The organism is Streptomyces sp. Root431 (assembly GCF_001426585.1).
Taxonomy (GTDB): domain Bacteria; phylum Actinomycetota; class Actinomycetes; order Streptomycetales; family Streptomycetaceae; genus Streptomyces; species Streptomyces stackebrandtii.
The window spans coordinates 214,938-238,944 of the sequence record NZ_LMEI01000006.1 but is presented as its reverse complement, the minus strand read 5'-3'; the positions used below and the strand labels follow the sequence as shown (position 1 = coordinate 238,944).

At 73.3% G+C, this 24,007-nt stretch carries 22 protein-coding genes and 2 pseudogenes; 7 read left to right on the top strand and 17 right to left on the bottom strand.

The window, feature by feature from the left end:
- The 3 genes and pseudogenes from ASC82_RS30780 to ASC82_RS05560 form a co-directional block, all read left to right on the top strand.
- Positions 1-424, top strand: a pseudogene (locus tag ASC82_RS30780) (hypothetical protein); the annotation flags it as partial.
- The gene (locus ASC82_RS05565; RefSeq protein ID WP_079039115.1) at positions 421-1,713 is read left to right on the top strand and encodes a cytochrome P450; all 1,293 of its coding nucleotides are present in this window, start codon (positions 421-423) and stop codon (positions 1,711-1,713) included. The pseudogene ASC82_RS30780 and the gene ASC82_RS05565, both read left to right, overlap by 4 nt.
- Before the next feature lie 64 nt (positions 1,714-1,777).
- A complete protein-coding gene (locus ASC82_RS05560; protein ID WP_056642386.1) occupies positions 1,778-2,326 on the top strand; it encodes an alkylhydroperoxidase in 549 nt (182 codons plus the stop codon).
- Positions 2,327-2,354: 28 nt separating this feature from the next.
- Here the strand turns inward: ASC82_RS05560 and ASC82_RS05555 are convergent, their stop codons facing one another.
- The 10 genes and pseudogenes from ASC82_RS05555 to ASC82_RS05515 all read right to left on the bottom strand — a co-directional run bounded on the left by ASC82_RS05555 (position 2,355) and on the right by ASC82_RS05515 (position 9,745).
- Positions 2,355-2,696 carry a metalloregulator ArsR/SmtB family transcription factor gene (locus ASC82_RS05555; protein WP_056642383.1) on the bottom strand — a complete coding sequence of 114 codons (342 nt, stop codon included), beginning with the start codon at positions 2,694-2,696 and terminating at the stop codon, positions 2,355-2,357.
- 158 nt (positions 2,697-2,854) lie between these two features.
- Positions 2,855-3,241 (bottom strand): STAS domain-containing protein, encoded by a 387-nt coding sequence (locus tag ASC82_RS05550; RefSeq protein ID WP_056642380.1) that lies wholly within the window; start codon positions 3,239-3,241, stop codon positions 2,855-2,857.
- 171 nt (positions 3,242-3,412) lie between these two features.
- A complete protein-coding gene (locus ASC82_RS05545; protein ID WP_056642377.1) occupies positions 3,413-4,021 on the bottom strand; it encodes an isochorismatase family protein in 609 nt (202 codons plus the stop codon).
- Between the two features lie 131 nt (positions 4,022-4,152).
- On the bottom strand, positions 4,153-5,085 hold the full coding sequence (locus ASC82_RS05540) for a hypothetical protein (protein WP_056642373.1): 933 nt from the start codon (positions 5,083-5,085) through the stop codon (positions 4,153-4,155).
- On the bottom strand, positions 5,082-6,287 hold the full coding sequence (locus ASC82_RS05535) for a DUF2306 domain-containing protein (protein ID WP_242427560.1): 1,206 nt from the start codon (positions 6,285-6,287) through the stop codon (positions 5,082-5,084). Before ASC82_RS05535 ends, ASC82_RS05540 begins: the two co-directional genes overlap by 4 nt.
- 92 nt (positions 6,288-6,379) lie before the next feature.
- On the bottom strand, positions 6,380-6,895 hold the full coding sequence (locus ASC82_RS05530; RefSeq protein WP_056642371.1) for a PadR family transcriptional regulator: 516 nt from the start codon (positions 6,893-6,895) through the stop codon (positions 6,380-6,382).
- A 55-nt stretch (positions 6,896-6,950) separates the two neighbouring features.
- A pseudogene (locus ASC82_RS05525) lies at positions 6,951-7,354 on the bottom strand (ABC transporter permease); the annotation flags it as partial.
- Positions 7,355-7,405: 51 nt separating this feature from the next.
- Positions 7,406-7,816: an STAS domain-containing protein gene (locus ASC82_RS05520; protein ID WP_242427559.1), complete on the bottom strand. Its 411-nt coding sequence runs from the start codon at positions 7,814-7,816 to the stop codon at positions 7,406-7,408.
- A gap of 167 nt (positions 7,817-7,983) precedes the next feature.
- A complete protein-coding gene (locus ASC82_RS30330) occupies positions 7,984-8,160 on the bottom strand; it encodes a hypothetical protein (RefSeq protein ID WP_157863440.1) in 177 nt (58 codons plus the stop codon).
- Positions 8,161-8,329: 169 nt separating this feature from the next.
- Positions 8,330-9,745, bottom strand: a complete 1,416-nt coding sequence (locus ASC82_RS05515; protein WP_056642365.1) for an aminopeptidase P family protein — start codon at positions 9,743-9,745, stop codon at positions 8,330-8,332.
- Between the two features lie 171 nt (positions 9,746-9,916).
- Here ASC82_RS05515 and ASC82_RS05510 point away from each other — a divergent pair, with 171 nt between their 5' ends.
- A complete protein-coding gene (locus ASC82_RS05510; protein WP_199862470.1) occupies positions 9,917-10,900 on the top strand; it encodes a LuxR family transcriptional regulator in 984 nt (327 codons plus the stop codon).
- A gap of 96 nt (positions 10,901-10,996) precedes the next feature.
- Here ASC82_RS05510 and ASC82_RS05505 read toward each other — a convergent pair whose 3' ends face one another.
- From ASC82_RS05505 to ASC82_RS05485, 5 genes are all read right to left on the bottom strand, one after another.
- Entirely contained in the window at positions 10,997-13,030 is a 2,034-nt protein-coding gene (locus tag ASC82_RS05505; protein WP_056642359.1) for a prolyl oligopeptidase family serine peptidase, read from the bottom strand.
- 4 nt (positions 13,031-13,034) lie between these two features.
- Complete coding sequence (locus ASC82_RS05500) at positions 13,035-13,583, bottom strand: FABP family protein (protein WP_056642356.1); 549 nt, start codon at positions 13,581-13,583, stop codon at positions 13,035-13,037.
- Between the two features lie 125 nt (positions 13,584-13,708).
- Entirely contained in the window at positions 13,709-15,775 is a 2,067-nt protein-coding gene (locus ASC82_RS05495; protein ID WP_056642353.1) for an iron ABC transporter permease, read from the bottom strand.
- 4 nt (positions 15,776-15,779) lie between these two features.
- Positions 15,780-16,757, bottom strand: a complete 978-nt coding sequence (locus tag ASC82_RS05490; RefSeq protein ID WP_056642349.1) for an iron-siderophore ABC transporter substrate-binding protein — start codon at positions 16,755-16,757, stop codon at positions 15,780-15,782.
- Positions 16,754-17,614 carry an ABC transporter ATP-binding protein gene (locus ASC82_RS05485; RefSeq protein WP_056642347.1) on the bottom strand — a complete coding sequence of 287 codons (861 nt, stop codon included), beginning with the start codon at positions 17,612-17,614 and terminating at the stop codon, positions 16,754-16,756. Before ASC82_RS05485 ends, ASC82_RS05490 begins: the two co-directional genes overlap by 4 nt.
- A gap of 342 nt (positions 17,615-17,956) precedes the next feature.
- Between ASC82_RS05485 and ASC82_RS05480 the strand changes: the two genes are divergently transcribed.
- Both ASC82_RS05480 and ASC82_RS05475 read left to right on the top strand, forming a co-directional pair.
- A complete protein-coding gene (locus ASC82_RS05480) occupies positions 17,957-19,090 on the top strand; it encodes an LLM class flavin-dependent oxidoreductase (protein WP_056642344.1) in 1,134 nt (377 codons plus the stop codon).
- Between the two features lie 65 nt (positions 19,091-19,155).
- Entirely contained in the window at positions 19,156-20,271 is a 1,116-nt protein-coding gene (locus tag ASC82_RS05475; RefSeq protein WP_056642341.1) for an NAD(P)-binding domain-containing protein, read from the top strand.
- 24 nt (positions 20,272-20,295) lie between these two features.
- Here ASC82_RS05475 and mltG read toward each other — a convergent pair whose 3' ends face one another.
- On the bottom strand, positions 20,296-21,189 hold the full coding sequence (gene mltG / locus ASC82_RS05470) for an endolytic transglycosylase MltG (protein ID WP_056642338.1): 894 nt from the start codon (positions 21,187-21,189) through the stop codon (positions 20,296-20,298).
- A 289-nt stretch (positions 21,190-21,478) separates the two neighbouring features.
- The gene (locus tag ASC82_RS05465; protein ID WP_056642336.1) at positions 21,479-23,359 is read right to left on the bottom strand and encodes an ABC transporter ATP-binding protein; all 1,881 of its coding nucleotides are present in this window, start codon (positions 23,357-23,359) and stop codon (positions 21,479-21,481) included.
- Positions 23,360-23,472: 113 nt separating this feature from the next.
- Between ASC82_RS05465 and ASC82_RS05460 the strand changes: the two genes are divergently transcribed.
- Positions 23,473-23,952, top strand: a complete 480-nt coding sequence (locus ASC82_RS05460; RefSeq protein ID WP_056642334.1) for a MarR family transcriptional regulator — start codon at positions 23,473-23,475, stop codon at positions 23,950-23,952.
- The last annotated feature ends 55 nt before the right edge of the window (positions 23,953-24,007 follow it).

Sequence of the window (24,007 nt, the reverse complement as noted above, 5' to 3'; positions counted from 1 at the left end):
CGGGTCTGGCGGGTCTGGCGGGTCTGGCGGGTCTGGCGGGTCTGGCGGGTCTGGCGGGACCGTAGCGCCTGCCGGGTCCGACGGGCCGGTCTGGAACCGTACGACGCTTCCCGGTGTACGGGCTCCGCACGCGTGGCTCGGACCGGGCCGGTCGACGCTCGACCTGTTCGGCGGGGAGTTCGTCCTGCTCTGCTTCGGGGACGGTTACGGGGACGGGGGCGGCACTGTCGACGGGCTCGTCCGGGCGTTCGCCGATCGCCGGGTCCCCCTCCGCGTACGGCACTGCCGCGACGCGGAGGTGGCCCGGCGGTACGAGCGGCCGTTCGTCCTGGTGCGCCCGGACGGGCACGTGGCGTGGCGCGGGGCCGCCCCGCCGGCCGATCCGCTGCGGATCGCCGACTTGGTGCGCGGGGCGGGCGGATGAGCGGGCGGACGGGCCGGCCCGGTACGGTCTCGGGCGGGCCGCCGGAGCCCCCGGAGCCCTTCGACCCGGCGCGGCTCGACCTGGCCGACCCGTACCCGGTCTACCGGCGCTACCGCGAGACGGACCCGGTGCACGCCGTGCGGGGCGGGCACGGTGGGGCGGCGCCCACGACCTGGTACCTCTTCGGGCACGCGGAGGTGGCGCACGTCCTGGCGGGGCGGAGCTTCGGCCGGACGTCCCCGCTGACGGCGCGTTCGGCGCCGGTCCCTGACGGCTACGTCACGCTGCGGCGGGTCGTCGAGAACTGGCTCGTCTTCCTCGACCCGCCCCGGCACACGCGGTTGCGGGCGCGCGTCACGCCGCCGCTCGGGGCCGCCGCGGTGGCGGCGCTGCGGCCGCGTGTACGGGAGATCGCCGAGGAGCTCGTCGCGCCGCTCGCGCGGCGGCCGGTGGTGGAGCTCGTCGAGGGGTTCGCGGCCCCGTACCCGCTGCTGGTCATCGGCGGGCTGCTCGGGGTGGAGGCCGAGCGGTGGCCGTGGTTCCGCGAGCAGGCGCTGGCGCTGCAACAGGCGGGCGGGACCCGGGGCGACCGGACACCGGCCGCGCTGGACGGGGCCGAGCGGGCGGCGGCCGAGCTGGACGGGTACTTCCACCGGGAGCTGGCGGCACGGCGTACCGAGGACCGCGGCGACCTCCTGTCGGCGCTGGCGCGGGCGGGGGCCGAGGACCCGTCCCTCAGCGGATCGGAGCTGGCGGCGACCTGCACGCACCTGCTGACCGCCGGGCACGAGACGACGACGGGGCTGATCGGCAAGGCAGTGCTCGCGCTGCTCGACCGGCCGGAGGTGAGGGACGAACTCCGCGCCGATCCCGGGCTGTTGCCGAACGCCGTGGACGAGTTCCTGCGCCACGACCCGCCGGTGCAGATGGTGACGCGGTGGGCGCACCGGGACACGGAGCTGGCGGGCCGGACCGTCCGCCGGGGCGACCGCCTGCAGTTGGTCCTGGGCTCGGCCCATCGGGACCCGGACCGCTTCCCGGACCCCGAGGTCCTCGACATCCACCGGGACAGCGGCCGCCACTGCGCCTTCGGTCTGGGTATCCACTACTGCGCGGGGGCGGCGCTCGCGCGCGCGGAGGCCGAGATCGGTCTCGGTGTGCTGCTCGACCGGCTGCCCGCGCTCGCCCCCGGAGCCCGGCCCGGGGTGGAGGTGGAGTACGCCCCCGACTGGGTGTTCCACGGCCCCTCCCGCCTGACGCTGTCCTGTCGACCCTCCCTGCACTCCTGACACCCCGGGAACTCGTGCACCCTCCCCCTCGTTATACCCCCCGCGGGTATAACGAGGAGGCTCCGTGACCACGAGAAGACTGACCGCGCTCACCCCCGAGCAGGCTCCGGGCCGGGCACGCGAGGTGCTCGGCGACATCGTCGAACGCCACGGTTCGGTGGGCGAGATGGTGTCGACCATGGCGCACTCGCCGGCGCTGCTCGACGGCTATCTGAGCCTGTCCCGGGCCATGAAGCGGGTGAAGATCCCCCGCGCCCTCAGCGAGAAGCTGTCGCTCGCCGTGCAGGAGTGGATCGGCTGCGGCACGTGCCGCGAGGCCCACGTCTCGGCCGGGCGCGCGGCGGGCCTGAGCGATACCGACATCGCACTGGCCCGCCAGGGCACGTCGACCGATCCTCGCGAGGCCGCGCTCATCGGCCTCGCACTCAAGGTCCTCGCCGAGCCGGGCTCCCTGTCCGACGACGACGTCGCGGAGGTACGGGCGCACGGCTGGAGCGACCGGGTGATCGCGGAGGTGGTCGGGGTGGTCACGCTCAACCTGCTGACCGGGGCCTTCAACCTGCTCGCGGGCATCCAGCCGGAGAAGGAGGAGGAATCGAAGCCCGGGGAGTGAGGACCGGCGAAGACCCGACCCCGGTGCCCTACGGGGTGGAGGACGAGCGCGACCGGAGGTCGGCGAGCGGTTCCGCCTGCCCCGCGTGGACGCCGGACAGGATCGAGCGGGCCACCAGCAGCAGTTCGGCCACCCGCGGGCTGGTCAGCGTGTAGTGCACGGCCACGCCCTCGCGCCGGGCGACGACGAGGTTCGCCCGGCGCAGCACGGCCAACTGCTGGGAGAGGTACGCCGCTTCGACGCCGGTGTCGCGCAGCATCTCGGCGACCGCGTGCTCGCGCTGGCTCAGCAGCTCCAGGACACGGATCCGGACGGGGTGTCCCAGCGTTTTGAAGAACTCCGCCTTCAACTGGTAGAGCGGCGCCGCCATCGCCCCCACCCCGCCATCGCGCGTCGAACCAGCACTCTGCACCATGCCCCCATCCTCGCGCCTTCCGGGGCGCGAGGCTTACCGATCTCCGGACTCGGGCCGGACGGAGTGCCGGGCGGAGGACCGGACGGAATGCCGGACGGGGTGCCGGACGGGGCTCACTCGCTCGGCCACGCGTCGCTGCGCCAGGCGCGCTGCTCCGCGCCGGCGTCGAGGTGGGCGGCGAACGCCGCGTCCAAGTCGCAGTGGACGGGGATGGCCGGGCCTTCGCCGGCGGGGACGAGGGAGCCGTCGGCGGGAATCGCGGCGAGTTCGAGGCTCCGGCCCGCGGCGCGCAGCCGGTGGGCCGCCTCCGCGACGGCGTGCTGCCCGCCCGCGGACCAGCCGCGCAGCCGGCTCAGGTCGAGGACGACCGGTCCCGTACCGCGTGCCACCGCCCAGCCCACGGCCCCGGTGAACCGGCCGAGCGCGTCGCCGCCGAGGAACCCGGCCAGGGACAGCACGCCCAGCTCCTGCTGGACCGTGTAACGCCATTCGATGGTCATGCGCGTCGTCTTCCCTGTCGTACGGCCATGGTGACGGGTGCGGAGGCGTGGGGGCCGGACCAGGATGTAATGAATTGCAGTTTTATGCAATCGCCGATCTCACAGAGCGGATACGCGTACGGACGGTCCGCTCGGCGTCGTCCCGGGACGTCTCGTGGCGCGCTTCCACGGTTACCGGAGGTCGGGTGCGGCGCCCGTGGCCGGGGACGCGGCGGGGGCCGTGAAGGTGACGTCGGCGGCGGATACGGTAACCTCCGCGTCGCTCCCGAGGGCGTACGCCGCGACCCGGGAGACCGTCGCGGCCGGCACGACCTCGTGGACGCCCGGTACCGCCGGGCAGTCCTGCGTCGCGTGGGCGTCGTACGGCACGACGACGCGGTAGCCGCGCGCCAGGGCCGTACGGGCCGTCGCCTGCACGCACATCTCGGACATCACGCCGCAGACGGCGACGGCCGTGACCCCCGCGTCGGTGAGTACGCCGCCCAGTGGGGTCTCGTGGAAGCCGTCGTCCTGAGGCTTGCGGATCACGAACTCCGAGGGGCCCGGCTCGACGGGGTGGTGGAGTTCCCAGCCGGGCGTGTGGGGCTCGTCCTCGGATCCGGGCGGCCCGTCGTTCTGGAGGTGGACGACGAGCGCCCCGTCCTTCCGCGCCCGGGCGATCAGGTCCGTCGTCCGGTCGACGAGCCGGTCGGCCGCGGGGACGGCCCCGTCACCGACGACGAAGGCCGACTGCACGTCCACGACGATCAGGGCGTCCACGGGCTGCGTGTGCTGGGTCATCCCGCCATCATCACGCCCAACGGCCCCCTGGCTCCACGGCTTTTCGACCGCCCGGGCCTCGCAACGGCTTGGGTCTCTCCTCGTTGAACGGCCCCGTCACCGCCTCGCCCCTCTGTGCGGCATCGCGGTGATCACTCCTTGCGCCGAACAGCCGCGGAGGCCGGCTCCTTCCCGTCCTCGCCGGCGGCGCCCGCCTTCGTCAGGAGGAGGCGGCCCGAGACGCCGGTCGTGAGCAGGCCCGCGACGAGGGCGAGGAGGGAGATGCCGGGGCCCGAGGTCCAGTCGACGGTCCGGGCGTGGACGGCGAGGACGACGGCGGTCGCGAGGGCCACCGCGGGGACGGCCGTGAGGGCGGGGCGGATACGGGCGAGGTCGTCCTCGACGAGGGAGCCGAGGACGCCGACGCCGAGCGCCAGGGCCCACACGCCGAGGCCCTGCGCGTCGGCGCGGTTCACCGTCCACGGCACGAGGGGGCCCCAGAAGGCGGGGAAGGCCAGCAGGCCGGCGCCGATGCCGAACCATCCGGAGCCGAGGACCGCGAGGAGCGGCTTCGACCAGCCGGGCAGGGGTGCGACGCGCGGGCGCTCGGCTCCGGACGGCGGGGCCGGTCGGCGGTACTGCGCGGCGAGGCACACGACGGCGGCGAGCGCGAGCAGTCCGAGGGTGGCGACCCAGCCGAGGCTGAACAGGGCCAGGAACAGCGGGCCGCCGTGGACGGCCTGGAGGCTGCCGCCGTTCAGGAGGCTCACCGCGAAGAGGCCGACGAGGACGATCACGAGCGGCAGGACGAGGGTGCGCGCCTCCTCCCAGACACGCGCCTTGCCGAGGGTGAACAGCGCGGGCGCGACCCCCGCCATGGCGGCCCCCACGAGGCCGGGGCTGAGCGCCTCCGGGGACACCCAGGCGCCCGCCGCGTGGCCGGTCAGGCTCGTGACGGCGAGCAGGGCGCCCACGGTGAGGCTGATGCCGCCCACGACGGAGCTCAGGATCACGACGGCGGGCGAGAGTTCCCTGCCGTCGAGCGTGCCGGCATCGTCGCGCACCGGCTTCTCGGTGTCGCTCATCGGTCCTCTCCTTCCCGCGCGAGGGCGGTTGCCGCGACCGGCAGGGGCGAATGGTCGGTGGGTCCAGCGGTGAACGCCTCCTGCCGCTTGAGGAGTTCACGGCCGTACAGCACGCGCAGGCTCACCACGGTGACGGCCGCGTACGCGAGCATGCCGCCGCCGATGCCGACGCCCGCGATCAGGGCCGTGAGCCGGTCGAGACCCATGGTCCGTTCCAGTACGGGCACGGCCACCGCCGAGAACGCGGGGGCCAGGCACAGCGCCGCCAGGTGCAGGCGCCACTCCTCCCGCGCCCAGTGGGCACCGCGCGCGCGTGCCGCCCGCACCGCGATGACGGCGTAGGTGGCGGCGTACGGGACGGCGTAGGCGAGGAGCAGCCGGCGTCCGCCGGTCCCCTGGTCGAGGAAGGCGACCGTGATCCAGGTCAGCCCGGCGGCGCCCGCGAGGTGGACGGCGGCCATGACCGGCCCCGGGCACCAGGTGCCGGTCAGGCCGGGGACGGTGGTGCGCCGGTCGAGTGCGCGGGAGGCGAGCAGCGCGCCGAAGGAGACCAGGGAGCCGAGGTGCATGATCGCGACGCGGTTGATGTCCTGGAGGGAGAGCCCGGGATAGAGCGCGGGCAGGAATCCCCATTCGAGGCGGAGCAGCGGGGCGGTCATCAGGAAGCCGTAGCAGAGCAGCAGCCAACGCTGGTGCAGGTCCGGGAAGCCGCGGACGGCGGCGAGGACGCCGAGGGTCACGCTGCCGACGGTGCCGACCAGGATCGTGGCGAGGACGATCCAGAACGCGGCCCCGCTGAAGGCCTGTTCCGGCGGCGTGCGGACGAGGTAGAGGGCGGCGCCGGCCATCGACACGTACACGGTGACGGCGAAGACGGTCCCGGTGATCCGGTGCAGCCGGATGCGTCGCCGTACGGCCGAGAGCAGTTGTACGGGGCCGAGCAGCATCAGCAGGCCGCCGAGGACGGAGTGCAGGATCAGCGGGGCGAGGCTGCGGGTGTACGGCCCCATCCGGTCGCGCACGGCATCGGCCACGAACTCCGGGGAGACAGTCCTGCCGAGGAGCCATTCGCCGATGGCGGGTGCGCCGGGGCTGGCGTAGGGCCAGAGTTCGGTCGCCGCGATCGGCGCGTACGCCAGGCAGACGACCGTGATCGCGAGGGCGGCGGCCCTCCCCCGTCTCGTGCTTGTCGGACGCCCCACGGCGGTTCCCCCTCCGAACGCGCGATAGTCCTGTCTGGACTATGGAGGAAGGTAGGGCGGGAGGCGGCCGGGGTCAACCGGTCGGTAACAAGTCAGGGTTCGCGGGTCTCGACCCACTGCCAGAAGTCGACCATCATCCGCTCGTAACGGATGCCGAACTCCAGCGCCTCGCGCTGCCCGCGCGACAGCAGCTCCCCGACGCCCTCGGCGAGTTCCTCGTACTCGCCGAGGGTCCGCTGGTGCTCCTCGACCTGGACCGGAGCGTGGACGCGCGGGCTGGCGCCGAACCACAGCTTGAGGATGCCGCGTTCGCGCGCCTCGACCGGGACGAAGGAGGAGTCGGCGAGCCAGCCGCGCAGGGCCGCCGCCCCCTCCTCCGTCAGTTTCATCAGCCGCCGGTTCCGGCCCCCGGACTGGCGCACCTCCGACAGCAGCCCCGCCTCCAGGAGCCGGTCGCACTGGGCGTAGACCTGCGCGTGGGGCATCGACCAGAAGGGGGCCACGGTGCGCGCGGCCTCCACCTTCACGTCGTACGGACTGGCCTCGCCCAGCTGGTCGATGATGCCGAGCACGAGGAAGGAGGGCGTGGTCAACCGGACTTCAGACATGCCGCGACGGTATCGCGGTGGTCACCGCCGACCGGCCCCGGCGGCCGGACGTCCCTCACTCGGCCCGCAGGGCGCGCGCCGTGCTCGTCCTGGCCGCCCAGCCCGCCGGGAGCAGCGCGCCGGCCGTCGCGATCACCACTCCGGCGGCGGCCAGAAACGCCAGCAGGGGCGCGCCGTACACGTCGATGTCGGCGGGCGGGATCGTGGCGCCGGAGGCCCGGCCCATCGCCGGCATCACCCAGTGGTGGAGCGCCACGCCCAGCGGGACGCCGAGGGCGCCCGCCACGAGGCCGATGCCTCCCACGGAGGTGAGGACCTGCACGACCGTCTGGCGCGGGGTCATTCCCAGCGCCTTGTGGACGCCCAGGTCACGGACCCGTTCGCGGGTGTCCATGACGACCGTGTTGAACAGCCCAGGCAGGCCACCACGACCAGCATGACCGTGAGCATGACGATCAGGCCTGCGCGACCGGGCCCAGGCGGTCGTCGCCGCCTACGAGACCGGGCTCGTCACCCCTGGCTCGGAAAGCCGTACTCCCGGGGCTCCCGGGCCGGGTCGTGAGGTGTGATGACCGCCGGATGATCCCCCGGCGCGGCCGGCTCGGGGCGGAGGAGTTCGCCGAGGGCCGTCAGGCGGATGAGCCGGAGGATCCACGGCTGGTCGCAGATCAGCCGCCAGCGGGCGCCCCGCGCCTGGACCCGCCCGGCGCAGTGGGCGAGCAGGCCCAGACCGGTCGCGTCGCAGAAGCCGAGCCGCCGGATGTCGAGGGTCAGGGCGTCCGACTCCCGGACCAGGGCGTCGAGCTCGGGCCTCAGGTGCCGCACCAGGACGAGATCGAGCTCACCGCGGAGCACGGCGACGGTGGTTCCGCCGGCCGAGCGGACGACGAGGTGCGGGTCGTGACGGGGAATCAGCTGCATCGGACGCTCCACAGGGTGGGTCCATGTGTCCCGTCGAGCGTGGCCGCGTGCGACCCGGGAGGGACGTTTCGCCTCGACCACTGTCACCTGAACCGGTGAATACGCGGGCCTTTCGGAGCCCTCTCCCCCTCCGGTTCCGAACGCACGGGCGAACGAGTGCGCCCGGTTCACGGGTGACGGCGAGCCGGAGGACGGTCGCGGCGTACGCGGCGGCGAGCAGCGGGGGCCGTGACGACGTCGATCCCGAGGGCCGGGATCTGGTACGCGCCGCCGGGGCTCACCGGGCTCGCGTGGGCGTACACGAGGCCGCCGAGCAGTCCGACCGTGAAGCCCGGGCCCGGCACCTCATGGCGACCTGCCGGACCGCGCTCTCGCGGCATCCCGCCACGGACGACAGCCCCCCCTCCCGCGTCTCTTCGCCCTCTACGAGGACATCGCGGGATAGGGGGTGCCGGGAAAGGCCGTACGGCTAGGGCCTGTCCGGCGGATCAGAGTCGGACAAGCCCTGGTGGATCAGCCCGCGAACTCGGCCATCCACGCCTCGACCTCGTCCGAGGAGCGCGGCAGGCCCGCGGACAGGTTCTCGTGGCCGTTCTCGGTGACGACCAGGTCGTCCTCGATGCGGACGCCGATGCCGCGCCACTCCTCGGGCACGGTCAGGTCGTCCGGCTGGAAGTACAGGCCGGGCTCGACCGTGAGCACCATGCCCGGCTCCAGGAGGCCGTCGACGTACTCCTCGTTGCGCGCGTGCGCGCAGTCGTGGACGTCCAGGCCGAGCATGTGGCCGGTGCCGGCCATGGTGAAGCGGCGCTGGAGGCCGAGCTCGTACGCGCGGTCGACGGGACCCTCGATGAAGCCCCACTCGACCAGCTTCGCCGTCATGCTGCGCTGGGACGCCTCGTGGAAGTCGCGGTAGCGGGCGCCCGGCTTGACCGCGGCGAAGCCGGCCGCCTGGGCCTCGTACACCGCGTCGTAGACCTTGCGCTGCACGTCGGAGAAGGTGCCGTTGATCGGGAGGGTGCGGGTGACGTCGGCGGTGTAGAGGGAGTTCGTCTCCACGCCGGCGTCGAGCAGGAGCAGCTCGCCGGGGCGCACCGGCCCGTCGTTGTCCGTCCAGTGCATGATCGTGGCGTGGTCGCCCGCGGCGCAGATCGAGCCGTAGCCGAGGGCGTTGCCCTCCAGGCGCGCGCGGCGGAAGAAGGTGCCCTCGATCCACCGCTCGGAGGTCGCGATCGCGCGGGACAGCTCCGCGACGCAGTCGGTGAAGCCGCGCACGGTGGAGTCCACCGCCTTGCGCATCTCGCCGATCTCCCACGCGTCCTTGACGAGGCGGAGGTCGCTGAGGGCCTCCTCCAGCTCGTAGTCGCGGTCCTCGTCGGTGGTGACGGCGGCCTCCAGGGCCGGGTCGTGTCCGCGCACGATCCGGGTGGGGACGTCGGTGGAGGCGGCGGCCAGGTCGGCGGCGATCGTGCGGACGTCGCGACAGGGCAGCCCGAGGACGGTCTCCGACTCGGCGAGCGAGCGGCGGCGGCCCATCCACAGCTCGGCCGTGTAGCCGATCCAGAACTCGTCGTTGTCCCGGCTGTCGCGGGGCAGCTGGTAGCAGTAGGCGTCGTGGCCGCCTTCCGCGCGGGGTTCGAGCACGAGGGCGCCGTCGCGGGCCTGGTCGCCGGTCATGTGCACGTAGCCGGTGTACGGGCGGAACGGGTAGGTGTCGTCGTTCGATCGGGTCTTGAGGTTGCCGGACGGGATCACCAGGCGCTCGCCGGGGAAGAGGGCCGAGAGGGCGGCGCGGCGGGCGGCCGCGTACGGGGCCTGCTCGTCGGCCTCCAGGCCGTGGCGCTCGGTGTCGGCCCACCCGGTGCGCATGAGGGCGGAGAGCTCCTCGGAGACGCTGTCGTAGAGCCCGTTCTTGCGACGCTTCGCCATGCGATGCACCTTCTTCTGGAGGGGTTCCTCGGCCGCCGTTCCTCGGCGGCTCACGGACAGTACTGCGCCGAACGCGCTGTGGGTGCCCAGGACCGCCAGTGGCACAGATCGGCCATCGGGCAGGCCGCTCATGGGTGCGGAGGGGTCGTCGGGCCGTCGATAATGCGGATCATGGCGAACGCGAAGCTCAGTGAGGCCCTCCGGCTGCTCGGGATCGATCGGGACGCGGGGCTGGTGTACCTGAAGCTTCTGGAGCTGGCGCCGGCCCCGCTGAGCGCGATCGGTGCGGCGGCCGGTCTGGAGGGCGCGGCGCTCTCGGCGGCGTACGGGACCCTGGTCGACGCCGGTCTGGCGAGCGCCGCCGTGGAGGGCGAGGACGTCGTGGCGCCGGTGCCGCCGGCCGCCGGTCTGGAGATCCTCGGCCGGCACCGGGCGGCGGAGCTCGACGAGTCCCGCATCACGGTCGGGGGTGCGTTCGAGTCGTTCCGGCGGCGGCGGCTCGCCGGGGACACCGACCACCTCGTGGAGATCGTCACCGGCGAGGCGATCGGGCTCCGGATGCGCCAGGCGTGGGCCAGTGCCCGCCATCAGATCCGGCAGCTCGACTCCCCGCCGTACTTCCCGCTGCCCGGCGCCACCGAGGACGCGCTGGCCACCCTCGCCCGCGGGGTCACGCAGCGCGTCGTGTACTCACGCGAGTCGCTGGAGCTGCCGGGCAATCTGGAGTCGGCCATCGAGCCCTGCATCGAGGCCGGCGAGCAGGCTCGGGTGCTGCCGTCGGTGCCGGTCAAGCTGGTGATCATCGACGAGGCGTACGCGCTCGTGTCGCTGTCGATCAAGGAGGCGGACGTCCACAACACGATGCTGGTCGTGCAGCCCTGCGGCCTGCTCTCGGCGCTCGTGGCGCTGTTCGAGCAGGCCTGGCAGAACGCCCTCCCGTTCCACGGCCACATCGCCCGCCCGGGCGGGCTGCCGCCCTCCGACCGGCGGCTGCTGTGGCTGCTGGCGGGCGGGGCGGGCGACGACGTGATCGCCCGGGAGCTCGGCATCAGCCGCCGCACGCTGTTCCGCCGGATCCAGATCCTCATGGCCCGGCTCGGCGCCACGAGCCGGTTCCAGATGGCTCTGCAGGCCCAGCGCTCCGGCTGGCTGTGACGCCGGGCCCGCTCGGTACACAGGGATGACGTCCCAGGGGGCGTCTTGCCGATCACGCCGCGAGCCCGGTCCGATCGGCAGGACGTCCCCGCGGAGTCAGCCGGCGGCCAGCCGCTGCCACAGGAAGGTGTGCACGAGGGCGCTGTTGTGCGCGGCCTGTTCGTTGTCGCCGGCGCCCGCGTGTCCGCCGCCGGTGTTCTCGTGAAAGAGCACCGGGTGGCCGAGTTCCCTCAGCCGCGCCGCGGTCTTGCGGGCGTGGCCGGGGTGGACGCGGTCGTCGCGGGTCGACGTCATGAGGAGCACCGGCGGGTAGGCCGCGTCCGCCGCGAGGCGGTGGTACGGCGAGATGTCGCGCAGGTGCGGCAGGTCGGCCTCGTCGTCGGGGTCGCCGTACTCGGCGATCCAGGACGCGCCCGCGAGGAGCTTGTGGAAGCGGGTCATGTCGAGCAGCGGCACCTGGGCGACGATCGCCCCGAAGAGTCCGGGGTGGCGGGTGAGCATCGCGCCCATGAGCAGGCCGCCGTTGCTGCCGCCGGAGGCGCCGAGCATGGCGGGAGTGGTGATGCCCCGGGCGACGAGGTCCTCGGCGACGGCGGCGAAGTCCTCGAAGGCCCGCGGCCGGTCCGCGCCCAGCGCGGCCTGGTGCCAGTCCGGTCCGTACTCGCCGCCGCCCCGGATGTTCGCGATGACGTACGTGCCGCCGCGCTCCAGCCAGGCGCGGCCGGTCACGGAGCCGTAGTAGGGGGTGAGGGAGACCTCGAAGCCGCCGTAGCCGTAGAGCAGGGTGGGGCCGGGCCCGGTGGTGGCGTGGTCGGGGCCGATGACGAAGTACGGGACGCTCGTGCCGTCCTGGGAGGTGGCGAAGTACTGCTCGACCGAGAGTCCGGCCGCCGAGAAGCGGTCCGGGGCCTGCTTGAGGAGTTCCGTGTCGGCGCCGATGCTCCCGCGGTACAGGGTGGACGGTTGCAGGAACCCGGACACGTCGAGGAAGTACTCGTCGGAGACGTCGGGGTCGGTGTCGACGACGCTGACGGCGGACAGCTCGGGGACGCCGACGAGCGGTTCGCGGGTCCAGCCGCCGTCGGGGGCGGGGGTGAGGACCTCGATGCGGGTGCTGACGTCGTGCATCGTCTCCAGGATCAGATGGTGACGGGTCCACGCGTGCCCGGCGAGGGCGGTCCGCTCGTCCGGGGTGAACAGCACCTCGGGGGTGCGGTCGCCCGCCAGGAAGGCGTCGAAGTCGAAGGCGAGGAGGGAGCCCGTCGGCTGCCCGAGCCAGGCGGACTTCAGGGTGACGATCAGGTGCCGCCGGTGGGCGTACGCGACGGCGTCCTCGGGGACGTCGATCCTGACGAGGGTGGAGTCGGGGCGCAGGAGGTGCGTCTCGCTGCGGAAGAAGTCGAGGGCGCGGCCGACGAAGTCCCTCTCGTAGCCGGGCGTGGAGTCGCGGTATCCCCAGGCCGACACGTCGCCCGGCTCGGCCTCGAAGACGAGCTCGGCCTCCTCGACCGGGGTGCCCCGCCGCCACCTGCGGACCTGGCGGGGGTAGCCCGAGCCGGTCAGCGAGCCGGGCCCCGTGTCCGTACCGACGAAGACGGTGTCGGCGTCGATCCAGCCGGCGCGGGTCTTCGCCTCGGCCACGCGGAAGCCGTCATCGACGAACCGCCGGGTGCCGAGGTCGAACTCGCGGACCACGACGGCGTCGCCGCCGTCGCGCGAAAGCCGCACCAGCGCCCGGTCGTACTCGGGCCGGCGTACGCGGGCCCCGTCCCAGACCCACTTCTCGTCCTCGGCCTCGGCGAGCGCGTCGACGTCGAGGAGGATCTCCCACTCGGGTGCGTCCTTGCGGTACTGCTCCAGGGTGGTGCGCCGCCACACGCCGCGGACGTGCTCGGCGTCACGCCAGAAGTTGTAGAGGTGCGCGCCGCGCCGCACGGTGTACGGGATGCGGTCCGCGGCGTCCATCACCTCGCGCAGCCGCTCCTTGAGCGGGGCGAAGGCGGGGTCGTCGGCCAGGACGCCGGCCGTCTCGGCGTTCCGCTCGGCCACCCAGGCCAGGGCCTCCTCGCCCGAGACCTCTTCCAGCCACAGGTACGGGTCCTCGTCGCTCACGCGCTGCGTGCTCCGCATGGCCTCAGTTCCCGTTCTCGCGTCGGAGGGTTGCCGAAAGGTGGTACTGCAGGGGCTGTCCGACCGCCGCGAGGTCGTGGCGGAAGTCGAGCGCGCCCTCGTCGGTGAGGGTGTAGCGGCGCCGGGTGGCGGTCACGTCCTTGGCGGTGGGGGTCAGCGCCACCTGATGGGTCGTGAGGTCGACCCCGTCGTCGGTCGCGCCGCCGACCAGGATCTCCGCGATCCCGGTGGGCTGGGTGATCAGCGCCTCGACGCGCCCGTCGGGCTGCATCCGCCACCAGCCGCTCTCGCGGGCGGCGGGCCGCTGCGGGGTGCCGTCGGCGTCGATGATCCAGGCGCGGGCCACGTAGTGGAGGAAGGGGCGTCCGTCGTGGCTGAAGGTGACCTCCTGCTCGTACGTGAACTCCTCGGCCAGCGTCGGGTACGCGCCGCGGCCCCGGCCGACCCAGGTGCCGAGGAGGCCGGTCACGGGCGCCAGCAGCGCGTGCGGCGCGGGTGCCTCGTCCGGGCGGAGGGCGTCGGGGTACGGGTGCTTCCGGTCGCGGTCGAGCATGAGGTGCGCTCCTGGGTCGGGGCCTGTGCAGGATCGCAGCTTAGGGCCTGTCCGGCCGGCGGTCCGGGGGCGTCGGCACGCCGGCCGGAGTTCCTCCGCCCCGGCCGGCGTGCTCCTGCCCGCGGCTATCCCCGGCTGCGTATCAGCAGGTAGAGGAAGTACGGGGTGCCGATCACGGCCGTCATGAGGCCGGCGCCGAGCTGGGCCGGGGCGATGACGGTGCGGCCCACCATGTCCGCGGTGCAGACGAGGACGGCGCCGAGGAGCACCGCGACCGGGACGACGCGGGCGTGCTGCCGGCCGACGAGGGCGCGGGCCGCGTGCGGTGCCACGAGTCCCACGAAGCCGATCGTGCCGGCGGCGGCCACGGCGGTGGCGGTGAGCAGGACGGAGAGCGCGAGGAACCCGAGGCGGGCGCGTCCCAGGCCGAGGCCGAGGAGGCGCGGGGTGTCCTCGTCGAGGGAGACGAGGTCGAGTTCGGTGCGCCGGGCGAACGCGACGGCCGCGCCCACGGCGAGGACGACGACGAGGGGGATCACGTCGGGCAGGGTCCGCCCGTAGGTGGAGCCCGACAGCCAGGTGAGGGCCTTCGTCGCGTTGAACGGGTCGGTGAGGATGATCATGAGGCTGATCAGGGCGGAGGCGGCGATGGCGACGCCGAAGCCGAGGAGCACGAGCCGGTTCTGCTGGAACCCGCCCCGCGCGGCCAGTCCGAAGACGAGGACGGAGCTGGCCGCAGCGCCCGCGAACGCGGCGCCGGCCATGCCCCACGAACCGGCCATGGGCACGGTCGTCACGAGGAGTACGGCGCCGAGCGCGGCGCCGCCGGAGACGCCCAGGATGCCGGGTTCGGCGAGCGGGTTGCGGGTGACGGCCTGGACGAGGGTGCCGGCCAGGGCGAGCGCGGCGCCCGCGAAGAGGGCGGCGAGGACGCGGGGCACCCGCGTGTCGAGGACGAAGGTGACGGTCCTGCCGGCCTGGCCCTGGGCCCAGTTCACGACGTCGCCGAGGAGCAGCTTGCTGTCGCCGAGGAGCACCCCGGCGATGCCGACGCCGATCACGACGGCCACCAGGACGGCGGTGACGGTGAGGAAGCGGGCCCTGCTCCTGATGTGGAGCCGCTCGGTGGCGGCGGCGCCGGACGAGTCCCGGACGCGGGTGGCCATGACGATCAGGAAGACGGCGCCGACGAGGCTGGTGACGACGCCGGTCGGCACGGAGACCACCACGTCCGCGGGGACGAGGGCGCGCAGGAGCACGTCGGAGCCGAGCACGAGGGCGGCACCGGTGAGTCCGGCGACGGGCAGGAAGCCGCGCGACTTGGTGAAGCCCCGGAACCTGCGGGCGAGGGGCCGGACGAGCGCGGGGGCGCAGAGGCCGACGTACCCGACGGGTCCGGCGAGGGTGACGGCGGCCGTGGAGAGCAGGGCGGCGAGGACGACGGCGGTGACCCGGGTGGCGCGGACGGGCACGCCGAGGCCGCGGGCGGCGTCGTCGCCGAGGGCGAGGGCGTCGACCCGGCGGGCGAGGAGCAGCAGTCCGACGAGGCCGATGACGGCGATCGGGGCCATCTGCAGGATGCCGTCGAAGCCGTTCTGGCCGATGCTGCCCTGGTTCCAGTCGAACAGGCCCTCGGTCTGCCGGGGGAACAGCAGGAGCAGGCCCTCGGTGAGGGCGGTGAGGCCGAGGGTGAGGGCGCTGCCCGCGAGGACGAGCCGGACGGTGCCGGCGCCGAGGCCCGAGAGGGCGAGGACGACGGCGGCCGCCGCGAGACCGCCGACGAAGGCGAGGGCGGAGGAGGCGAACAGCGGCAGCGACAGACCGAAGGCGGCGCCGAGGCCGAGCGCGAAGTAGGAGCCCGCGTTGACGGCGAGGGTGTCGGGCGAGGCGAGGACGTTGCGGCTGACGGCCTGGAGGGCGGCGCCCGCGATGCCGAGGACGGCGCCGACCAGGAGGCCGGCGGTCATCCTCGGCAGGCGGGAGGCGATGACGACGGACGCGTCGGCCGGATCGGCCCGGCCCGTGAACGCCTTCCACACCTCGGGCGCGCCGACCGCGGCGGTGCCCTGGGTGATGTCCACGAGCGCGAGGGCCGCGACGAGGAGGACCAGGGCGGCCGTCACCGGGGCCGCGCCCGTCCGGGACGTGGCCGTCGGCGGACGGGTGGCGGGGGTGGTTGCGGTGACGGCCATGGTGTTACTTCGTCAGAGCGGCGACGACGGAGTCGACGTACGTGCTCATCGACTGGGGGCCGCCGAACATCCAGATGCCGTCGGGCAGTCGGTGGACGTTGCCCTTCTTGACGAACGGCAGGGACGTCCAGACCTTGTCCTTGGCGAGGACGCCGGTGAACGGCGTGCTGCCGGCGTCGCCGTCGTTGCCGACATAGGCGAACTGCACGTCACCGAGCTTGGTGAGGCCCTCGACGTCGGTGGAGCCGAGGCCGTAGGCCGGGTCGCCCTTGACGGTCCAGGCGTTCTTCAGACCGAGCTTCTCGTTGACCGCGCCGATCAGCGAACCGCTGGTGTAGGGGCGGATCGAGACCTGGTTGGACATGACGTAGCCGTCGGCGAAGGCGTACTTCGTGCCGGCGAGACCGGCGTCGGCGAGCTTCTTCTTGCCCTCGTCGAGCTTCGCCTGGAACTGCTTCTTGAGCTCCTCGGACTTCTGCGTGGTGCCCGTGGCCTTGGCGATGGCGTCGAGGTCCGCGTTCATCCGGCCGATCGGGTCGGCGGCGTCGGCGGACTTCAGGGTCAGGACGGGGGCGACCTTGCGCAGCTGCTTGACGGCGGCCGGCGGCAGGTCGGTGGTGGCGACGATGAGGTCGGGCTTCAGGGCGGCGACGGTCTCGACGCTCGGCTCGCCGCGCGTGCCGATGTCCTTCGGCTCGTTCTTGAGCGGGACGGCGGTGTCCCAGGTCTTGTAGCCCTTGACGTCGGCGACGCCGACCGGGTCGACGCCCAGCGTGATCAGGTGCTCGACGACGTTCCACTCGGTGCCGACGACCTTCTTGGCGGGGCCGTCGAGCTCGACCTTCTCGCCCGTGGAGTCGGTGAGGGTGATGGGCTCAGCGGACTTCTTCGCGTCGTCGGCGGCGGGCTCGGTGGTGCCGCAGGCCGTGAGGGCCAGGGCCGCGGTGGTCGCGATCGCCGTGGTGAGGAGGAGGCGCTTCATGAGGTGGTGCTGAGCCTTTCGCTTCGCGAGTGGTGCCGGCCGATGGCGCGCGTGCGCAGCCGTCCGGTGAGAGGGTCGGTGTCGACCTCGATGCGGATGCCGTACGTGTCGGAGAGCCGCTGTGGTGTCAGGACGTCCTCGGGGTCGCCGTCCGCGACGACCCGTCCCGCGTCGAGCAGGACGATCCGGTCGGCGACGGCCGCGGCCTGGTCGAGGTCGTGGAGGACGGCGCCGACGGCGATGCCGTGGTCGTCCGCCAGATCGCGCATGAGGTCGAGGAGTTCGACCTGGTAGCGGAGGTCGAGGTAGGTCGTGGGTTCGTCGAGCAGCAGCACGCCCGTCTGCTGCGCGAGGCAGCCGGCGAGCCAGACGCGCTGGAGCTGGCCGCCGGAGAGGTGCTCGGCGCCGCGCTCCGCGAGTTCCGTGACGCCCGTCATGGCGAGGGCGCGGTCCACGGCTTCCCTGCCGCCCGGGTCGGCCTTGCCCCAGCGTCCCCGGTACGGGTAGCGGCCGAATTCGACCACGTCCCGCACGGTGAGCCCGCTGGGGGTGGGGCGTCCCTGGGTGAGCAGGGCGACGTGGCGCGAGAATTCACGGGGGCTCAGCGCGAGACCGTCGGTGGTGTCGTCGAGGACGAGCGTGGCGGTCCGCGGCTGCTGGAGGCGCGCGATGGTGCGCAGCAGCGTCGACTTGCCGCTGCCGTTCGGGCCGACCAGGACGGTCACTTCGCCGGGGCGCAGCGTCATGGACGCGTCGTGGACGACGTCGACGCCTTCGTACGCCACGGTGACGCCCATGGCCGAGAGTTGATGACCGTGGGGGCCCGGGGCCGCGGAGGTCTGTTCACCTGCTTGCACGTCCCGAAGGTTAGCCTAACCTTAGCTAGTCGCAAAAGGGGGGTCCGGAACCCGACCACAAGGCGAATTCCGGCCAAGCGTGCGGGTCCACGCCCCGGAGAGGCCGTTGACCCGGCACACGGGGGCGGATACGTTCGCGCCATGTTGCGTACAGCTCTGCTCACCACGCGCGGTCACATCGACCTGCTGCGGGTGGCCTCCGCCGCGTGTCGCCGCGGCTGCTGACGCCCTCTCACCACTCCCCTTCAGAAGCCCTGGCGCCCTGACGTCGCGCGCGCGTGCCCGCTCCGCGCCCGCGACCACCGAGGCGCACCTTCGACGCGCTGACGGAAAGGCCCCCTCATGACCGTCCACCTGCACTGGTTCCTGCCGACCGGCGGCGACGGCCGGACCCTCGTCGACCGGCACGCCTATGCCGACGGCGGGATCACCCGGAACGGCACCGTGCCCGGCCTGCGCGCCCCCGACATCACCTACCTGACCCAAATCGCCAAAGCCGCCGAGCAGTTGGGCTTTGAAGCGGTCCTGACCCCGACCGGGACCTTCTGCGAGGACGCCTGGCTGACCACCGTCGCGCTCGCCCAGCACACCGAGCGCCTCAAGTTCCTGGTCGCGTTCCGGCCCGGGGTCATCTCCCCCGTCCTCGCGGCGCAGATGGCGGCCACGTACCAGCGGATCACCCGGGGCCGGCTGCTCCTCAACGTGGTGACCGGCGGGGACTCCGCCGAGCAGCGCCGCTTCGGCGACCGACTCGACCACGACCGGCGGTACGCGCGCACGGCCGAGTTCCTCTCGGTAGTGCGGGGCGTCTGGAGCGGGCGGCCGTACGACTTCGACGGCGAGCACTTCCGGATCGAGGGCGGGCTGACCGCCCTGCCGCCGGACCCGCTGCCGGAGGTCTTCTTCGGCGGCTCGTCCGCGGCGGCGGGCCCGGTCGCGGCGGAGCACGCGGACGTGTACCTGACCTGGGGCGAGCCGCCGTGGCAGGTGAAGGAGAAGATCGACTGGATCCGGCGCCTCGCGGAGGAGCGCGGGCGGAAGGTCCGTTTCGGGATCCGGCTGCACACGGTGTCGCGCGACTCGGCGCGCGAGGCCTGGGCGACCGCCGAACGGCTGCTCGCCGACCTCGACGCCGGGACGGTCGCCTCCGCACAGGAGCAGCTCGGCCGCAGCGAGTCCGTCGGCCAGCAGCGGATGCTGGCCCTGCACGGACGCGGCTCCCTGGACCGGGACAAGCTGGAGATCTCGCCGAACCTGTGGGCGGGGGTCGGCCTCGTGCGGGGCGGGGCCGGCACCGCGCTGGTCGGCAGTCACGCCGATGTCGCGGACCGGATCGAGGAGTACCACGACCTGGGCGTGGAGCACTTCGTCCTGTCGGGCTACCCGCACCTGGAGGAGGCGTACTGGTTCGGCGAGGGCGTGACGCCGGAGCTCGTGGCACGCGGGCTCGTGGCACCGGCGCCCGTGGTGTTCTAGATCGGGTCGCGGGGACCCGTCGCCCGGGCGGGAAGATCTCCGACCCCCGAAGAGTTAGTAGAACCGTGAACGAATTTGGTGGAGCAGCGGAGCAGGCCACGACCGTGGACGTCGTCGTCATCGGCGCCGGGCAGGCGGGCCTCTCGGCCGCCTTCCACCTGCGGCGCACCGGCCTGGAGCCGGACCGGGACTTCGTCGTCCTCGACCACGCCCCGCGCGCGGGCGGCGCCTGGCAGTTCCGGTGGCCCTCCCTCACGTACGGCAAGGTGCACGGCATGTACGCGCTGCCCGGCATGGAGCTGACCGGCGCCGACCCCGCGCGACCCTCCTCGGAGGTGATCGGCGCGTACTTCGACACGTACGAGCGGACCTTCGACCTGCGGGTCCACCGGCCCGTCGACGTCACCGCCGTCCGGGAGGGCGACGGCGGGCGGCTGCTCGTCGAGACCTCCGAGGGGGCGTACGCCACGCGCGCCCTGATCAACGCGACGGGCACCTGGGACCGCCCCTTCTGGCCGCGCTACCAGGGGCAGGAGACCTTCCGGGGCCGCCAGCTGCACACTTCCGGCTACCCGGGCCCGGAGGAGTTCGCCGGGAAGCGGGTGATCGTCGTCGGCGGCGGCGCCTCCGGGACCCAGCACCTCATGGAGATCGCCGAGGTCGCCGCCGCGACGACCTGGGTGACCCGGCGCGAGCCCGTCTTCCGCGAAGGCCCCTTCGGCGAGGCCGAGGGCCGGGCGGCCGTGGCGCTCGTCGAGGAGCGCGTACGCCTCGGACTGCCGCCGCAGAGCGTCGTCTCGGTCACCGGCCTCCCCCTCAACGACGCGATCCGCGCGGCGCGGGAGAGCGGCGTCCTGGACCGGCTGCCGATGTTCGACCGGCTCACCCCGACCGGGGTGGCCTGGGACGACGGGCGGACCGTCGACGCGGACGTGATCCTGTGGGCGACCGGTTTCCGTGCCGCCATCGACCACCTGACGCCCCTCCGCCTGCGGGAGCCGGGCGGCGGCATCCGACTGGAGGGGACGCGGGCGGTCCGCGACGAGCGCGTCCACCTCGTCGGCTACGGCCCCTCGGCCTCGACCATCGGCGCCAACCGCGCGGGCCGCGCGGCCGTCTCCGACATCCGCCGCCTTCTGACCCGCGAACTCGCCGCTGCCGCTGCCGTCGCGACCGCCTGAGGAATCGGGCGTCCCCCGTCGCCCTCAGGACGTCGCGGCGCGCCGGTTCGCGTTGAACTCCGCGACGTTCTCCTGGTGGAGCGCGTAGTCGGCGGTGAAGCGGGTGTCCCCCGGGGCCACCGTGACGAAGTACAGCCAGTCGCCGTCCGCCGGGCGGATGACCGCGCCCAGTGCCTGCTCCCCCGGGTTCCCGATGGGTGTCGGTGGCAGACCCTTCCGTTCGTACGTGTTGTACGGACTGGCGATCTTCGTGTCCGCGGTGGTCGTGTCGACGGTGCTGCGGCCCAGGGCGTAGTTCAGGGTCGAGTCCATCTGGAGGGCCATGCCCCGGGCGAGCCGGTTGTGGACGACTCGGGCGACCTTGGCCATGTCCTCGGGGCTGTCGGCCTCCGCCTGCACGATGCTGGCCGCGATCACCGCCTGGTACGTGCTCATCCCGTACGCCTTGGCGCCCTCGGCGATCCGCTGGGTGCCGAATCGTTTGCCCGCGGTCTCCGCCATGTAGCGGAGGAGCCCTTCGGGGGTGCTGGCGGCGACGACCGGATAGGTGGCGGGGAAGAGGTAGCCCTCAGGGTTGCCCCCGGCCGCGGCGGGGAGCGGGAGGACGGCGCCGGGTGCGGAGGCGGCCTTGCGCGTGGTCCCTTCGGGCAGGCCGAGGGCCCGGTCGACGGCCGTGTAGACCTGCCCCGAGCGCCATCCTTCGGGGACGAGGAGGGTTCGGGGCTTTTCGACGGCCGGTTCGTCGCCCGGGAGCAGCAGGAGCGGGACGGTGATCGCGGCGGCCGCGGCGACGACGGCGCCGAGCAGGAGCGCGAGGCGTCCGCGCCGGGTGAGGCGGGCGCGGCGGGGCGGCCGGGGAAGTGAGGGGCGGCGGGGGCGGCGGGGGGGTGCGTACGGTGACGACTGCCGGTACGTCATGGCCGCACGCTAACCCGCCCCGTGCGGGATTCCGGGGAGCCCCGCGCACGCGGCGGCGCCGCCGGTCCCCTGGGACGGGGGACCGACGGCGCCGGGCACTGCGATCGTCAGACGAGCCAACCCAGGAAGTGGAGGACGCCGGCGAGCAGATCGGTGATGACGTTCATGGTGGTGCTTCTCCTCGTACAGGTACATCAGTGGGACGGTGCGGTCGCGGTCTGCAGCCCGTCGCTCGCACTCCGTAATCTTCCGATGCCGTACGGGAGTTGGGCAACGATTCCCGGAACGATCACACGTTCTGGGGAACAACCGCTCCCACGTTCGTTTGTTCGCCTCGCCCGGCGTCCCGCACCGCGCCCTGCCCTGCGGTCCGGGCGTCCCTGCGGACCAGTGCCGCGTACCGCCCGTCCCGCGCGAGCAGCTCCTCGTGCGTCCCGCGCTCCGCGATCTGCCCCGCCTCCAGGACGACGATCTGGTCGGCGTCGCGGACGGTGGAGAGCCGGTGGGCGATGGTGATGGTGGTGCGGCCGGCCGAGAGCGCGTCGATGGCCTGCTGCACGGCGTGTTCCGTACGGGTGTCGAGGGCGCTGGTCGCCTCGTCGAGGATGAGCACCGGCGGGTCGCGCAGGATCGTGCGCGCGATGGCCAGCCGCTGCTTCTCGCCGCCCGAGAAGCGGTAGCCGCGCTCGCCGACGAGGGTGTCGTACCCGTCGGGCAGCGAGGCGATGTGGTCGTGGATCTGCGCGGCGCGCGCGGCGGCCTCGATCTCCTCGTCCGTGGCGTCCGGCTTGGCGAAGCGGAGGTTGTCGGCGACGGAGGCGTGGAAGAGGTAGGTCTCCTGGGAGACCACGCCGACGGCCCGGGCCAGGGTGTCGAAGTCGAGGTCGCGCACGTCGACGCCGTCGAGGGCGACGCGGCCGCCGGTGACGTCGTACAGCCGGGGCACGAGGTAGCTGAGGGTGGACTTCCCCGAGCCGGTGGGGCCGACGACGGCCAGGCTGCCGCCGGCCGGGACGGTGACGTCGATCCCGTCAAGGGTCGCGCGCTCCCGACCCTCGGGGTCGTAACGGAACTCGACCTTCTCGAAGGTCACCTCGCCGCGGACCTTCGCGAGCCGGACGGGCTCGGCGGGCTCGGTGATGTCGACGGGCAGGTCCAGGTACTCGAAGATGCGCTGGAAGAGGGCGAGCGAGGTCTGCATCTGCACGCCGGTGGAGAGCAGGCTCACGGCGGGCCGGAAGAGGCCCTGCTGGAGCGAGACGAAGGCGACGAGCGTGCCGAGCGATATCGCGGGGCCGCCCGACTGGAGCGCGATGCCGGCGGCCCAGTAGATCAGGGCGGGCATGGCGGCCATGACGATGCCGATGGTGGACATGCGCCACCGTCCGGCCATGGAGGAGCGCACTTCGAGGTCGACGAGGCGCTCGGACTCCTCGGCGAAGGACCTGGTCAGGGAGTCGGCTCGGCCCATGGTGCGGCCGAGGAGGATGCCGCTGACCGAGAGGGACTCGGTGACGGTCGCGGCCATGGCGGCCATCTGCTTCTGGCGCTGGGTGGTGATCGCCTTGCGCTCGCGGCCGACGCGGCGGCTGATCCAGACGAAGACGGGCAGCAGGAGCAGGGAGACGACGGTGAGCCGCCAGTCGAGCGCGAGCATGGCGACGACGGTCGCGACGACGGCCGTGAGGTTGGAGACGAGCGAGGTCGCCGTGGAGGTGACGGTCGCCTGCATGCCGCCGATGTCGTTGGCGATGCGGGACTGGACCTCGCCGGTGCGCGTGCGCGTGAAGAAGGCCAGGGGCATCCGCTGGAGCTGCTCGTAGACCCCGGTGCGCAGGTCGTGCATGACGCGCTGGCCGACGGTCGTGGAGATCAGGGTCTGGAGCACGCCGAAGACGCTGGTCAGGACGGCGGTGGCGATCATGCCGAGGGCGAGCAGGCTGAGCAGCCCCGTACGCCCCTCGGGGATCGCGGTGTCCAGGATCTCCCTGAGCAGGAACGGGGAGGCGACCGAGACCAGCGAGGCGGCGCCGACCAGGAGGCCGACGAGCGCGAGGCGGGCGCGGTAGGGACGGAAGAGCCGCAGGATGCGCCGCACCTGCGCGGGCTCCTTCGGCTGGCCGGAGTCGCGGGGCGGGGGCGTCCAGTCGGACTGGTCGTGGGGGCGCATGGGCTCCTTCGAGAGGGGACGTTCCGGAGTCGATCCGGTTCGGTGGTCGATAAGGACCCTAGCTCATTGTTACCTATACTCACAATGAACCAGGTCCTGATATTGTTCCCGGTATGAGCACCTCCGACCGCCTGAGTGGATCCGACCGCCTGAGCGGGGCCGACACCGACGGCCTCCTCGCCGAGCAGCTCCTGCGGCTCACGCGGCGCCTGCACCGCATCCAGAAGCATCACCTGCAGCCGGTCGGCATCACCCCCGCGCAGTCTCGGCTCCTGCGCACGGTCTCGCACTTCGGGGAGCCACCGCGGATGGCCGATCTCGCGACCCGGCTCGAAGTCGTCCCCAGAGCCGTGACCAGCCTCGTCGACGGCCTGGAGGCGGTCGGCCGGGTGCGCAGGGTCCCCGATCCGAGCAACCGCCGCGTGGTCCGGATCGAGCTCACCGACGCGGGGCGCGCCACGCTGCGCGAGCTGCGCAGCGCGCGCCGGGCGGCCGCAGAGGACATCCTTGCTCCATTGACCGTCGATCAGCGCGAGGTGCTCGGAGGTCTGCTGTCCGCTCTCGTCGACCGCGTCCCGGAGAGCGGCTGCTGATCCCTGGGGGTCCGGAGGCCCCCTGGACACGGGGCCGCGCCGAAGGGGAGCCGTG